Source organism: Agromyces sp. NPDC058126, assembly GCF_042884595.1.
Lineage (GTDB): Bacteria > Actinomycetota > Actinomycetes > Actinomycetales > Microbacteriaceae > Agromyces.
This window is the reverse complement of sequence record NZ_JBHVTS010000005.1, coordinates 149442-162507: the sequence shown is the minus strand read 5'-3', so window position 1 is coordinate 162507 and position 13066 is coordinate 149442. Positions and strand designations below refer to the sequence as shown.

Here is a 13066-nt window from a genome sequence, read left to right as displayed (position 1 = left end):
CTCTCGCGGGTTGACCCACCTATTCGATCTTTCTCACGTTTCGACGCTTGACTCCGGCGCGCCCGCGCCGATCTCGATTGGACTCACCGCTGTGACCGAACGCGCCGTATCCGACCTCGATCCCTCGACCGCATCCACCCCGGCCATCAGCGCCGAGGCCGCCGCCCAAGACGCGGCGGTCGTCGCCCACCAGCCCGCGCACGGCGCCCGCAACTCGCGGGTCATCTGGCTGCTGCTCGCCGCGACCTTCGTCGTCTTCCTCAACGAGACGATCATGGGCGTCGCGATCCCGCACCTCGTCACCGACCTCGACATCACGCTCTCGCAGGCGCAGTGGCTCACCACGGCGTTCATGCTGACGATGGCGGTCGTGATCCCGATCACGGGCTTCCTGCTGCAGCGCATCCCGACGCGTCCGGTGTTCATCCTCGCGATGAGCCTGTTCTCGGCGGGCACGCTCATCGCCGCCCTCGCCCCCGGCTTCGAGGTGCTGCTCGGTGCCCGCGTCGTGCAGGCCACCGGCACCGCCATCATGATGCCGCTGCTGATGACGACCCTCATGACCCTCGTCGCGCCCGCCGACCGCGGCCGCTTCATGGGCCGGGTCTCGATCGTCATGTCGGTCGCGCCCGCCATCGGCCCCACGATCTCGGGGGTCATCCTGACGTTCCTGTCGTGGCGGTACATGTTCTGGCTCGTGCTGCCGATCGCGCTCGTCATGCTCGTCATCGGCATCCGTCGCGTCGAGAACGTCAGCGAGACCCGCGAGCTGCCGATCGACGCCTTCTCCGTGGTGCTCTCCGCGCTCGGGTTCGGCGGGCTCGTCTACGGCCTGAGCCTCGTCGGCGGCGTCGTGAGCGGCCGCTCCCCCGCCGACCAGACCGCCATGTGGATCTCGATCGCGGTCGGCGTGGCCGGCGTCGCCGCCTTCATCCTGCGGCAGCTCGTGCTGCAGCGCACCGACCGCGCGCTGCTCGATCTCCGCACGTTCACCTCGCGCAACTTCGCCGTCTCGATCGCCCTCATGACGGTGATGATGGCCGCCCTGTTCGGCACGATCATCCTGCTGCCGATCTACCTGCAGAACGTGCTCGGGCTCGAGCCGCTCATGACCGGCCTCCTGCTGCTGCCGGGCGGGCTCATCATGGGGCTGTTCGGCCCGACCGTCGGCCGGCTCTACGATCGCTTCGGGCCGACGCCGCTGCTCGTGCCCGGCACGATCGGCGTCTCGGCGGTGCTCTGGAGCCTCACGCTCGTGACCGAGTCGACCCCCGCGTGGCTCGTGCTCATCGCGCACATCGTGATGTCGACCGCCCTGGCGTTCACCTTCACGCCGCTGTTCACCTCGGCGCTCGGCTCGGTCGAGCCTCGCTTCTACTCGCACGGTTCGGCGATCCTCGGCACGATCCAGCAGGTCGCCGGCGCGGCGGGCACGGCGCTGTTCATCACCGTGATGACCTCACGTACCGCGACCGTGGCGGCGGGCGGCGCCCCGGCGATCGCCGCCGAGGCGGCAGGCATCCGCGCGGCGTTCCTCGTGGGCGCGATCATCTCGCTCCTCGCGGTGGTCGGCGCGTTCCTCGTGCGCAAGCCCGCCGACATGGAGCAGGGCGCGCCGGTCGGCCACTGACGCGCGCACCGGCCGGCTGCCTCTCATCGGGCGGCCGCCGCGCGGTCCACGAGGCGCCGCACACACCGCAGACACGAAACGGCCCGGGCGTTCGCGCCCGGGCCGTTTCGTCGTCGCGCGGCTCGTCGCCGTCGTCGCGAGGCTCCCGTGCTCAGCCGCAGTTCGGGCGGCAGGAGCGCTGCGAGAGCGCATCCACGAGCACGGTGCTGAGATCCCCGGGCTTCGAGGCGGAGTAGGCGGCTCCCTGCGTCGCCTGGGCGATCTGCTTCATCGCCGCGAGGTCGGTGTCGGGGCCGAAGCCGATCATGATGACGGGCACCGGCTTGGTCGGGTCGTCGAGCTTCTTGAGCTCCGCGAGGAGCGCGTCGAGCGAGATGCCGTTCTCGTCCTCGTTCTTGCCGTCGGTGATGAGCAGCACCGAGTTCACCTTCTCGGGGTCGTACGTCTCGCGCACCCGCTTCACGGCGGCCAGCGTGGTGTCGTACAGACCTGTGGCGCCGCCGAGGCGCGCAGGCAGCGACTGGATGACGCCCGCGATCTGCTGCGTGTGCGCGGCGTCGGCGAGCGGTGCGATCGGCGAGAGGTCCTCGTAGTCGAGCTCGCCGTTGCGGGCGGTCGAGAAGACCCAGACGCCGAGTTCGACCTCGCCCGAGAACTTCTGCATGGCGCCGAGCGCCGCCTGCTGGAAGATGTCGATGCGTCGCAGGCCGTTCTCAGCCGGCTCCTCCATCGACCCCGAGACGTCGATGACGGCGAGCATGCGCGAACGCAGCGTCAGCACGCCCCAGGCCCGCAGGATCTCGAGCTGCGTCGCCGCGTCGGCAGCGGGTTCGGCGGCGGGGCCCTCGGTGCCGACACCCGGCAGGTCGAGGAGCCCGCTGCCGTCGGCGGCACGGAATCCGGCCTTCGCGAACGGCTTGGCGGCGTCGCGCACGGCGGCCTCGAATGCGTCGAGCAGCTCGGACTTCGTCGTGGCCTTCTCGCCGTCGCCGGCCGTGTCCTCGCCGTCGGCGGCGGGTTCGTCGCCCTCGGCGTCGCCCTCGGCGCTCGGGGCGGCGAGTCGGACGAACGGGTAGTCGAGCGCGAGCGTGCCGTCGGCCGGGTACGCGGCGACGAGCGGCTCGGGCGGCTCCTCGCTGTTGTAGGCGGCGACCTGCGCCTCCGTCGTGATGACGACCGAGGGAGTGTCACCGGCACCGAGCGCGCTGAATGCGGCGCTCGTCGACGCGGGGATCGACTTGCCGAGCGCGATCATCGCGCCGGCGAACTGACGGGGGTCCTCTGCCGAGGAGTGCCCGCGCAGTGCGAGCAGCCCGGCGAGGCTCGCTGCGGATGCCTCGGGGTCGGGCAGGATCGTCGGCAGTGCGCCGCCGAGCACGCGCGACCAGCTGACCGGCTCGCTCGCGAGTTCGGTGGCATCCGTGGCGGCCGCGGCGAAGACGACCGGCGTCGAGGCGACCGAGGCACGCGCGTCGACCTCGGGAGCGGCCTGCCCCAGTGAGGCGGAGGTCGCGTTCATGCGATCGAGCCAGACGCTCGACTCGGGCACCCACACGTCGGCGTCGACGCCGCCCGACGCGAGCACGGCGGCCGTGTCGGCGGAGTCCTGTGCGGTGATCTCGGTCGTGACGCACTCCCCCGACTTGCGGTCGAAGGTGTCGGCGATGTCGGCGAGCGCCGGGGCGATCGAACGGTCGGCGACGACGACGAGCTGTTCGGGTTCGGTGCATCCCGGGTCGGCCGTGGCGAGCAGCGGATCGAGATGACCGCCGACCCAGAGGAAGACCCCCGAGCCGACGATGCCGATCACGGCGACCGCGCCGATGATGGACATGACGAGATTGCGGTGCGGCTTCTTCGCCGACGCCGCGACGGTATGACGTCCCACTGGCTCTCCAAGCAAGCGGGATCGGGGGCCCGCTGAATCCTTGTTCGGGTTCCCCGGGGCGGGGAAGGATTTGCCTCAGTGTAGGCGACGTGGCCGCGAACGCGAACTCCGCTCGACTTCTCGCCGTCCGGCGGGCCCGTGCACGGCACGTCCGGCGACGGCTTGACGAGCCCCGTCCGGAGGACTAGTCCGGAAGGAGGAGGGGCGGCCAGGAGGGTCTCCCGACGAGCCACATGGACACGTTCACGAATCGCGACGAAGCCGGTCGGGCGCTCGCCGATCGACTCCTCGCCGAGTTCGGCGGGCCGGCGCCGGCAGCGGTCGTGCTCGGGCTCCCGCGCGGCGGGGTGCCGGTGGCCGCACCGGTCGCGGCGGCGCTCGGCGCCCCGCTCGACGTGCTCGTGGTGCGCAAGCTCGGCGTGCCGGGCCGGGCCGAACTGGCGATGGGGGCGATCGGCGAGGCGGGCGCCCGAGTGCTCAACGACGACGTCCTCGCCGGATTCCGCGCCGCCCGCGCGGAACTCGCCGCCGTCGAACGTCGCGAACGCGCCGAGCTCGAGGCCCGCGTCACGCGATTCCGCGGCGGCGCCGAGCCGATCCCGCTCACGGGCAGGACCGCGGTGCTCGTCGACGACGGCGTCGCCACCGGGGCGACGATGCGGGTCGCGTGCCGCGTCGCGCACGCGCGGGGTGCCGCACGCCTCATCGTCGCGACGCCGGTCGGCGCACCCGAGAGCCTCGCCGAGATCGCGGCGATGCCCGAGGTCGACGAGGTGATCTGCCTGCTCGCGCCGCCCGGCTTCATGGCCGTCGGGATGCACTACCTCGACTTCCGTCAGACGGAGGACGCGGAGGTCGCGCGGATGCTCGCCGCGGCCCGTTCAGACTGAGGGTCGCGACCCGATGACGAGGGTCACGTCGTCGTCCTCGACGACGACGGCGTCGAGCCCGCCGCGCCGAATGAGGGCGGCGGCCGTCTCGGCCTGGCGCTCGCTCGTCTCGATGACGAGGCTGCCGCCGGGCGCCAGCCAATGAGCGGCGGATGCCGCGACCCGCCGATGCACGTCGAGCCCGTCGGTTCCGCCGTCGAGTGCGATGCGCGCCTCGTGGTCGCGAGCCTCGGGCGGCATGAACGCGATCTCCTCGCTCGGCACGTAGGGCGCGTTGGCGGCGAGCACGTCGACCCGACCGGCGAACTCCTGCGGCAGGGCCTCGTAGAGGTCGCCCTCGAAGACCCGTCCGCCGCGCGGTTCGAGGTTGCGCCGGGCGGCGCGGACGGCGGCGGGGTCGAGGTCGGCGGCGAGGAGCACGACCGGCCCTGCGGTCTCGGCCACGACGGCCCCGATCGCACCGACGCCGCAGCAGAGGTCGACGACCACGGCGGGGCGGCCGTGGTCCGCCGAGGCCAGCCGCGCGCGACGCGCGGCCTCGGCGGCGAGCGCCTCGGTGCGGTGCCGCGGCACGAACGCCCCGGGCTCGACGTCGAGCCGGAGCCCCGCGAATTCGGCCCAGCCGAGCAGCGCCTCGAGCGGCTCGCCCGCGACGCGACGCGCCACCAGCTCCTCCACCCGCTCGGGGTCGGCGCTCGCGCCGACGAGCAGCGCCGCCTCGTCCTCGGCGAAGACGCAGCCTGCCGCGCGCAGCCGGGCGACGAGCGCGTCGTCGGCGGAGACGGCGTTCGGGGTCGAGGACGCATCGGCGGGAGGCATCCCCGGATCGTAGCGCGACGGCGCCGTGGCGCGTTCGCTCGGCATGCCGTAGTGTGCTCGGCATGACCACGTCGAACCGCAACTGGTGGCCCGCCTCCTAGGCGGCCACGCGTTTCGACGTACGACGACCGCCCGAGGGCGGTCGTTTCGCGTTTCTGCGGAGGGTCCTTCCGAGGGCCCGACCGGAGATGACCATGACGCTGCTTTCCACGCTGCTCGCCGCGAGCGAGCCGCCGCCCTTCGCCGTGATCCGCCGCGAGCGCGCGGCGACGCTCGACGTCCTCGTGGGCGAGGTCGTCGACGTGGCGAACCTCGCCGACATCCCGCTCGACGGGGCGGAGGTGCTCGCCCTCGTGCCGTTCCGCCAGGTGCGCGAGCGCGGGTTCGACGCCCTCGACGACGGGGCGCCTCTCCGCTGCCTCGTCGTCCGCGAGCGCGAGACGCTTCCGGTCGACGCGGCGATCGGCCTGCTGCCGCGGCATCCCGTCGTGGTCGGCGATCTCGCGGTCGACGTGCCCGACGCCGAGTACGCGGCCACCGTGCGCCGGGTCATCGCCGACGAGATCGGGCGCGGCGAGGGCGCGAACTTCGTGATCCGGCGCGAGTTCACCGGCACGACGACCGCGCCCGCCTCGCACGCCGTGCTCGGCTGGCTTCGCGCCCTCCTCGAGCACGAGCGCGGCGCCTTCTGGACCTTCGCGGTGCACACGCCGGGCCTCTCCGCGGTCGGGGCGACGCCCGAGCGGCACGTCAGCCAGGTGGGCGGGGTCGTCTCGATGAACCCGATCAGCGGTACGTTCCGGCATCTCGACGGTCCGCCCGACGACACCGCGCTCGAGGCGTTCCTCGAGGATGTGAAGGAGCGCGAGGAGCTCGTCATGGTGGTCGACGAGGAGCTCAAGATGATGAGCGCCGTCTGCCCCGACGGCGGGCGCATCCGCGGCCCGTTCCTGAAGCGCATGTCGCGCCTCACCCACACCGAGTACCTGCTCGAGGGGCGCAGCGCCCTCGACCCTCGTGAGGTTCTGCGACGCACGATGTTCGCACCGACCGTCACCGGATCGCCGATGGGCAACGCCTGCACCGTGATCGCCCGGCACGAGGCGACCCCGCGCGGCTACTACGCGGGCGTGCTGGCCCGTTTCACCCCGACCGCCGCGGGCTACGACCTCGATGCGCCCATCCTCATCCGCACGGCCTACCTCGACGGCGCGGGCACGGTGCGCGTGCCGGTGGGCGCGACCCTCGTGCGCCACTCCGATCCCGACGGCGAGGTCGCCGAGACCCACGCGAAGGCGGCCGGAGTGCTCACCGCGATCGGCGCGCTCCCCCGGCAGGATGCCACGGCGCCGACGCCGTCGGGCGGGCCGGGCGCCGAGACATCCGCGTCGCACCCGCTGCTCGACGCGCGCAACGCGCAGCTCGCCTCGTTCTGGAGCACCCCGCAACCGTCGGCCGCACCGCGCGGCGCCCGCGCCCTCGTGGTCGACGCCGGCGACGACTTCACCACGATGCTCGCCCACCAGCTGCGGCATCTCGGGCTCGACGCCCGCATCGTGCCGTGGCACGAGGCGCCGGCGGCCCCCGACGACGAACTCGTCGTCTTCGGCCCCGGCCCCGGCGACCCGCGCGACGCTGCCGACCCGCGCATGGCGCGGCTGCACGAGCTCATCGCCGCCCGGCTCGCGCAACGCGCGCCGATGCTCGCGGTGTGCCTGAGCCATCAGGTGCTCGCACGGCTGTCGGGGCTCGCGATCGCTCCGCTCGCGGTCCCGCAGCAGGGAGTGCAGCGCAGGGTCGAGGTCTTCGGCGAGCAGGCGAGCATCGGGTACTACAACACCTTCACGGCGTTCGACGCGGGTCACCTCACGACGCCGAATCACGGGTTCGAGATCGCCTCCGACCCCGGCACCGGGGCGGTGCACGCCTTGCGGGGCCACGGTGTCGCCTCGGTGCAGGGGCATCTCGAGTCGGTGCTCTCGATCGACGGTCTCGCGACGCTCGAGCGGCTCGTCGACGGCGTGCTCACCGACGGCGTGCTCGCCGGTGAGGCGCTCGGCGCCGAGGCGGGCGACGCCCCGGCACCCGTCGGGCAAGCGGTCAGCCGAGGGCGATGAGCGCGCGCAGCTGCTCGTCGTCGAGGGGGCGGTCGGCGTAGATGCGTCGAGCGAGGGCCGACGACGGGGACGCGGCGCCCGTCGTCACCTCGTCGGCGACCGTGCCGCCGCCGCTCCACCGCAGTTCGAGGTCGAGCCGCTCGAGCACCTTGACCGAGGCGGGGTTGGCGACGAGCACGCGCGCCGTCATCGCGCGATCGGGCGCGGCGACACGGGCGGCGGCGAGCACGGCCGACGCCGCCTCGCTCGCGTAGCCCGTGCCCCACGCCGACGGCGCGAAGCGGTAGCCGAGGTTCAGCATGCCGCCGTCGATCGCGGTCGCCGCGGCCGTGCCGATCACGGTCTCTGCAGGCACCCCGAGACGCCGCGCCTCGGGGTCGCCGCGACGCACCACCCAGGTGCCGACCCCGGCCGTGCGCCAGCTCTCGGCCGAACGCCCGAGCATCGCGGCGGTGGCCGCGAGGTCGCGATGACGCCCGCTCGGGAGATGCAGCCAGGTGCCCGGGTCGCCGTAGATCGCGTGCACCTCGTCGAGGTCGGCCTCGACGAGCGGGGTGAGCCGCAGGCGTTCGGTGGAGAGCGGGTACGGGCGACGGTCGCTCACGGCGCCGTCGGAACCTGCTGCGCCCGCCACTCGTCGGCGAGGATGGCGTAGGTGTAGCCGTCGATCCAGCCGAGCTCGGCGTGCCATGAGTCGCGCACGCCGTGCTGTTCGCGACGCATGCCGAGCTTCTCCATGACCCGCCACGAACCGATGTTGTCGGCGTAGCATCCCGCGGTGACCCGGTGAACGCCGAGTTCGCCGAACGCGAGGTCGAGCAGGGCCCTCGCGATGTCGGTCGCGTAGCCGCGGCCCGCGTGGGCGGGCGCGATGCCGTAGCCGATACCCGCCTCGGCGCGCACGTAGTTCGCGGGGTCGCCGTGGGTCTGCCCCATCGCGTCGGTCAGCCAGAGCGAGCCGGTGCCGACGACCTCGTCGCCGTGCACGGCGATGGCGGAGTGATCGAGCGGGTCGTCGATGCCGTCGAGCCAGGTGGTCGCGAACGCCTCGGGCTCGACCACGGTGCGCAGCAGCCACCGGGTCACCTCGGGACGGTTGCGCCAGACGAGCACCTCGTCGAGCAGTTCGCGCGTCGGCAGCCGGAGCTCGAGCGGGCCTGCAGGGCGCGGCCAGGTCACCTCGGAAGTCGTCATCCCCCCAGCCTCGCAGGCGCCCCCGTCATTTCACGAGTCGGGAGAGCACCCGGTCGGCGAGCGGCTTGCCGCCGGTCTGGCACCCGGGGCAGTACTGGAACGTCGAGTCGGCGAAGATCACCTGCCTGATCGTGTCGCCGCACACCTCGCAGGTCTCGCCGGTGCGCCCGTGCACGCGCATCGCGCGGCGCTTGGCGTCTTTCAGCTCGGCGGGCGGGCGACCGGATGCCACGGCCACCGCGTCGGCGAGGGTGTCGCGCATGGCGCGGTAGAGCCCCTCGAGCTGCTCGGGGGTGAGCTTCGCCGCGAGGAGGTACGGCGAGAGCTTCGCCGCGTGCAGGATCTCGTCGGAGTAGGCGTTGCCGATACCCGCGAACACCGACTGATCGCGCAGCAGGCCCTTGATCTGCGTGCGGCGGCCGGCGAGGATGCCGGCGAAGTCGTCGAGCGTGAAGTCGGCGGCCGTGGGGTCGGGACCGAGTCGTGCGATGCCCGGGACCTCGGCCGGGCTGCGCACGACGTACACGGCGAGCGACTTCTTCGTGCCGGCCTCGGTGAGGTCGAAGCCCGAACCGTCGTCGAGCCTCACCCGGAGTGCGAGCGGCGATCGGCCGGGCTTGACCGGGGTCGCCGGGACCTCGTCGTACCAGCGGAGCCAGCCGGCACGGGCGAGGTGGAACACGAGGTGGAGCCCCGACGACTCGAGGTCGACGAACTTGCCGTGTCGGCGCACCCCCTCGATGCGCGTGCCCTCGAGCGCGGAGAGCGGCGGGTCGAAGGTCTTCAGCGCCGAGATCGCCGCGACCCGCAGCGAGGTGTAGGCGTGACCGGTCGCCCGCTCGGCGAGGAACGCGGCGAGCGCCTGCACTTCGGGAAGCTCGGGCACAGTGGCATCCTGTCACCGACCGCCGACGAACGCACGCGCCGGGTGCCACCGCACCCGGCGCGTGCGCCCTTCCGGCGAGTCCCCTACTCGGCCGAGAAGTCGAGCGCCGAGTCGGCCACCGCGATGACCGACCAGGTTCCGCCCTCTGCGTCGGTGAACTCGTACGCCGGCACGACGAGCACGCTGCCGTCGGGCTGCCACTGCGTGGTGAGGCCGAGTCGGGCGTCGACGATCTCGACGTCGTCGACGGGCCACGACACCGCGGTGCCGTCACCGGGGGTGGCGGGCGGCGCGGTCGGCGGCACCCACTCCTCGGTCGCGACCTCGCCCTCGCGCGCGGCGAGGGGCATCGCCGTCATCTGCGCGCCGAAGCGGATGTCGGAGAGCCGCTCGAAGCCCTCCTGCTCGCTCACGATCGGGTAGTCGCCGATCGCGACGATCGCCGCGAGCGAGCCCGAGGCGTTGACGGTGCCCTCCTCGGCGAGCTCGAGCGACCAGCCCTGGTCGAGCCGCTGCCCGTCGACGACCGGCCACGCCTGGGCGTACCGGGTCGGCGAGCCCTCCCAGGTCTCGGAGGAGTACTCGAAGTCGGCCGGGTCGGCGCCCGAGGCGGCGATGAGCGCGCGCAGTGCGTCGATCGCGGCGGCCTCGCCCGGGGCGGTGCCGGTCGGCTCGCACGGGTCGATGGGGGCGATGGGCTCGGAGCTCTCGGTCGTCTCCCCCGGGAGCGTCCCGACGCCGCAGTTCCACGGGTTCATGGCCGGGTCGTTGAACCAGAAGCTCAGTGCGCCGTCGAGGCCGACCGAGAGCATCGGCCCGGTGCCGTCGGGCGGGCCGACGATCCAGCTGCCGTCGCGCAGTTCGACCTCGCCCTCGACGCCGAGCTCCGCGGCGAGCGCGGCGACGCGCGCTTCGGTGCCCTCGGCACCCGAGTCGTAGGCGTAGCCGGGCGCGTCGCCCTCCTCCTCGGAGAGCCCCGAACTGGTGAAGGCATGGCGCCCCCAGCCGTACGGGACCATCGAGTCGGCGGCGCCGCCGCCCATCATCTTCTGGTCGGCGCCCATGGCGCTCTCGGGGACGCCCGAGTCCTCGGCGGCCCCGGCGGATCCGCCGTTGACCCCCTGGAGCGAGATCGGCGGCGCCGCGCTCGACGCGAGGTTCGCCGAACTCGTCGCGCCGCCGAGCCAGAAGCCCGCGGCGCCGACGATCGCGACCGATGCGGCGGCCGCCGCGATCGGCAGCCAGCGGGGGCGTCGTCGGGCGCGCTCGGCGGCGAGGTCGGTCACCGGAGCGGGATCGTCCGCCGCGGGCGTCGCCGCGGCGACGGGCTCACCTTCGGCCGTCGCCTTGGCGACGACCTCGTCGGCGAATCCCGCCGCGGGTTCGACGCCCGCGGCCGGGTCGGCCGCGCGCAACAGGGCGACGGGATCGGTCTCGTCGGGCCGGTTCTCGTCGTCGTGGTCGTGTTCGCGGGTCATCTCGATCGCCTCCGTGGGTGCTGTGCCGACGCGTGCTTCTGAAGAGGATGTGTCCGGGGCATCCGGAACCTTGCAGTGCCCGAAGGACTCAGAAGGTGAGTCGCTCGCCCCACGCCTCGCGCAGCCGCTTGCGGGCGCGCGAGAGGGCCGCGTCGGCCCCCGATCGGGAGATGCCCAGTACGGCGGCGAGCTCGGCGCCGTCGAGCCCCTCCCAGGCGTGCAGCAGCAGGATGCGCCGGTCGCGTTCGCCGACGCTCTCGAGCGCCCCGCGGAGTTCGGCGTCGAACAGCGCGCTGAGCTCGGGATCTTCGGCGACGCGCGACCCCCCGGACTCGGGCACCTCGTCGACCGGGAGGTCGACGTGCTTGCGCCGGTGGTTCGCGAGGGTGAACCCGGCGGTCCGGTAGAGCCAGGGCAGGACGGCTTCGCGGGGCACGTCATCGCGACGGCGCCACGCGGTCGCGAAGACCTCGGCCGCGAGGTCCTCGGCGTCCTGCCTGGGCCCGCGTCGGGCGAAGTAGCGCACCAGCGCTCCTGCGTGCTCGCGGACGACCTCGGTGAACCACTCGGTCTCGGCGGGGCTCCCGCCGCCGGCCTTCCCCTCGGGCTCGTCGGGGGGCGCGGTCATCGCCACCCCCTCGCTCACGTCGTCATCGGCGGCGGCACTGGCACTCGCGATCCTCACGCCCTGTCTGTGTCACCCGTGCCGCGAGTCTTGCACGCGTCGGCGAGATTCATCGCGAACGCCACGAGAAGGCGGATGCCACGGGGTCTCCCCTGTGGCATCCGCCTGTTTCCCCCGCGTCACACCTCTGGAGGTGCGACGCGATCCTCGGTGCGCGTGACGCGTTCGCCGGAGACGGGGTCGGCGACCGCGCGGGTCTCCGAGACGCTCCGTCGGCGGCGCACTGCGAACACGATGCCGAGGACCGTGACGACCGCCCCCGCGATCATCAGGATCATGCCGACAAGACCGAGATCGATCCAGTCGACCGTGACGTTCAGGGCGTACGTGAGGACGGCCCCGATGGCCACGAGCAGGATTCCGAGCCCGATGCTCATGATGGTTCCTTCCGTAATCTGTCGGGGTGCCGGCGATCAGTTCTTCGCGTCGTCGACGGCGTCCTTGACCTTCTCGCCGGCGTCCTTGACGTCGGCCTTGACCTGGTCGGCCTTTCCCTCGGCTTCGAGCCGCTCGTTGTCGGTCAGCTTGCCGAAGCCTTCCTTCGCCTTGCCGGCCATGCGCTCGGCGGCGTTGCCCATCTTGTCTTCGGTTCCCATGGGGTCCTCCTCGGAAATCGATGTGTCGCTCGGCGCGTGCGGATCGCGACGCGCCCTCGATTCGACGGTAGGCGGGTCGCCCACGCGCCCTCAACGGGTTGACAGCACGCCGTCCGGCTGCCTATCCCGCGCGCGACGGCTGGTGGGAGGAGGGCGCCCGCAGCCGCTGGAGGACGGCCGGGTCTCGCCCGATCTCACGGAACGGGTGCGCCGCCGCCCCACCCGCGTTAGGGTCGACCATGCGCATCGACGAGAAGCACGGCGTCCGGGTGCTGATCCTGGCGGCCGAGGGCCCCCCGGTCTCGACGGCCGACGATGCGGCGGATCTCGTGGGCGGTGCGTGGGCGCACGCCGCCTCGGTGGTCGCGGTCCCCGTCGAACGGCTCGACCCGGCCTTCTTCGACCTCTCGAGCGGTGTCGCCGGCGAGATCGCCCAGACGCTCGTGGCCTACCGCCTGCGGCTCGCGATCGTCGGCGACCTCGCCGAGCAGGTCGAGGCGAGCACCGCGCTGCGCGACTACGTCTGGGAGTCGAATCGTGGGGCGCACATCTGGTTCGTGCCCGATGAGGCGTCGCTCGCCGCCAAGCTCGGCTGAGGGGCGATCGGGCCCCGAGCTCAGCCGTCACGAATGTCGGTGGGTGCTGAGACACTCTCAGTATGGAGGTCATCGAACTGCGGCAGACTCGCGAACTGCGGGTGGGCGATGTGCTCGTCAGCGCAGCCGATCGCGCGTACGAGGTGACCAAGGTCACCCGCGTGGGTCGCGGTATCCGCGTGCAGTACGTCACGCCCGAGGGCCAGGCGGGGCGATTCACCGCGGCGCCCGAGGCGATCAGCCGCGTGCGCGCCGGCGGAGCGCCGCTCGTGGCTGCGTGAGACCCG

Annotated in this window: 14 protein-coding genes; 5 read left to right on the top strand and 9 right to left on the bottom strand. The window is 72.9% G+C overall.

The features are described from left to right. Nucleotides 1-91: 91 nt before the first annotated feature. Complete coding sequence (locus ACFVTR_RS15730) at nt 92-1630, top strand: DHA2 family efflux MFS transporter permease subunit (protein WP_387038804.1); 1539 nt, start codon at nt 92-94, stop codon at nt 1628-1630. Nucleotides 1631-1781: 151 nt separating this feature from the next. Here the strand turns inward: ACFVTR_RS15730 and ACFVTR_RS15725 are convergent, their stop codons facing one another. Next, the gene (locus ACFVTR_RS15725; RefSeq protein WP_387038802.1) at nt 1782-3518 is read right to left on the bottom strand and encodes a substrate-binding domain-containing protein; all 1737 of its coding nucleotides are present in this window, start codon (nt 3516-3518) and stop codon (nt 1782-1784) included. A 233-nt stretch (nt 3519-3751) separates the two neighbouring features. Between ACFVTR_RS15725 and ACFVTR_RS15720 the strand changes: the two genes are divergently transcribed. Continuing rightward, nucleotides 3752-4408, top strand: a complete 657-nt coding sequence (locus ACFVTR_RS15720) for a phosphoribosyltransferase (RefSeq protein ID WP_387038800.1) — start codon at nt 3752-3754, stop codon at nt 4406-4408. Here ACFVTR_RS15720 and ACFVTR_RS15715 read toward each other — a convergent pair. Continuing rightward, complete coding sequence (locus tag ACFVTR_RS15715; protein ID WP_387038799.1) at nt 4400-5227, bottom strand: putative protein N(5)-glutamine methyltransferase; 828 nt, start codon at nt 5225-5227, stop codon at nt 4400-4402. The genes ACFVTR_RS15720 and ACFVTR_RS15715 overlap by 9 nt on opposite strands. A gap of 188 nt (nt 5228-5415) precedes the next feature. On the opposite strand from ACFVTR_RS15715, the gene ACFVTR_RS15710 reads away from it, so the two are divergent. Next, nucleotides 5416-7344, top strand: a complete 1929-nt coding sequence (locus ACFVTR_RS15710) for an anthranilate synthase family protein (RefSeq protein ID WP_387038797.1) — start codon at nt 5416-5418, stop codon at nt 7342-7344. On the opposite strand, the gene ACFVTR_RS15705 is transcribed toward ACFVTR_RS15710, so the two are convergent. From ACFVTR_RS15705 to ACFVTR_RS15675, 7 genes are all read right to left on the bottom strand, one after another. Next, entirely contained in the window at nt 7328-7948 is a 621-nt protein-coding gene (locus ACFVTR_RS15705) for a GNAT family N-acetyltransferase (protein ID WP_387038796.1), read from the bottom strand. The genes ACFVTR_RS15710 and ACFVTR_RS15705 overlap by 17 nt on opposite strands. Continuing rightward, nucleotides 7945-8538, bottom strand: coding sequence for a GNAT family N-acetyltransferase (locus ACFVTR_RS15700; protein ID WP_387038794.1), 594 nt, complete (start codon nt 8536-8538; stop codon nt 7945-7947). The genes ACFVTR_RS15705 and ACFVTR_RS15700 overlap by 4 nt, the downstream gene beginning before the upstream one ends. 25 nt (nt 8539-8563) lie before the next feature. After that, complete coding sequence (locus ACFVTR_RS15695; RefSeq protein WP_387038792.1) at nt 8564-9424, bottom strand: Fpg/Nei family DNA glycosylase; 861 nt, start codon at nt 9422-9424, stop codon at nt 8564-8566. Between the two features lie 83 nt (nt 9425-9507). Beyond that, on the bottom strand, nt 9508-10902 hold the full coding sequence (locus ACFVTR_RS15690) for a hypothetical protein (RefSeq protein WP_387038790.1): 1395 nt from the start codon (nt 10900-10902) through the stop codon (nt 9508-9510). 88 nt (nt 10903-10990) lie between these two features. Beyond that, nucleotides 10991-11530, bottom strand: a complete 540-nt coding sequence (locus tag ACFVTR_RS15685) for an RNA polymerase sigma factor (RefSeq protein ID WP_387038788.1) — start codon at nt 11528-11530, stop codon at nt 10991-10993. 176 nt (nt 11531-11706) lie between these two features. Further along, nucleotides 11707-11964 (bottom strand): DUF6458 family protein, encoded by a 258-nt coding sequence (locus ACFVTR_RS15680; RefSeq protein WP_387038786.1) that lies wholly within the window; start codon nt 11962-11964, stop codon nt 11707-11709. Nucleotides 11965-12000: 36 nt separating this feature from the next. Next, nucleotides 12001-12183, bottom strand: coding sequence for a CsbD family protein (locus ACFVTR_RS15675; protein WP_376947383.1), 183 nt, complete (start codon nt 12181-12183; stop codon nt 12001-12003). 239 nt (nt 12184-12422) lie between these two features. Between ACFVTR_RS15675 and ACFVTR_RS15670 the strand changes: the two genes are divergently transcribed. Then, complete coding sequence (locus ACFVTR_RS15670) at nt 12423-12779, top strand: DUF4180 domain-containing protein (protein ID WP_387038784.1); 357 nt, start codon at nt 12423-12425, stop codon at nt 12777-12779. Between the two features lie 62 nt (nt 12780-12841). Then, a complete protein-coding gene (locus tag ACFVTR_RS15665) occupies nt 12842-13060 on the top strand; it encodes a hypothetical protein (RefSeq protein WP_387038782.1) in 219 nt (72 codons plus the stop codon). The last annotated feature ends 6 nt before the right edge of the window (nt 13061-13066 follow it).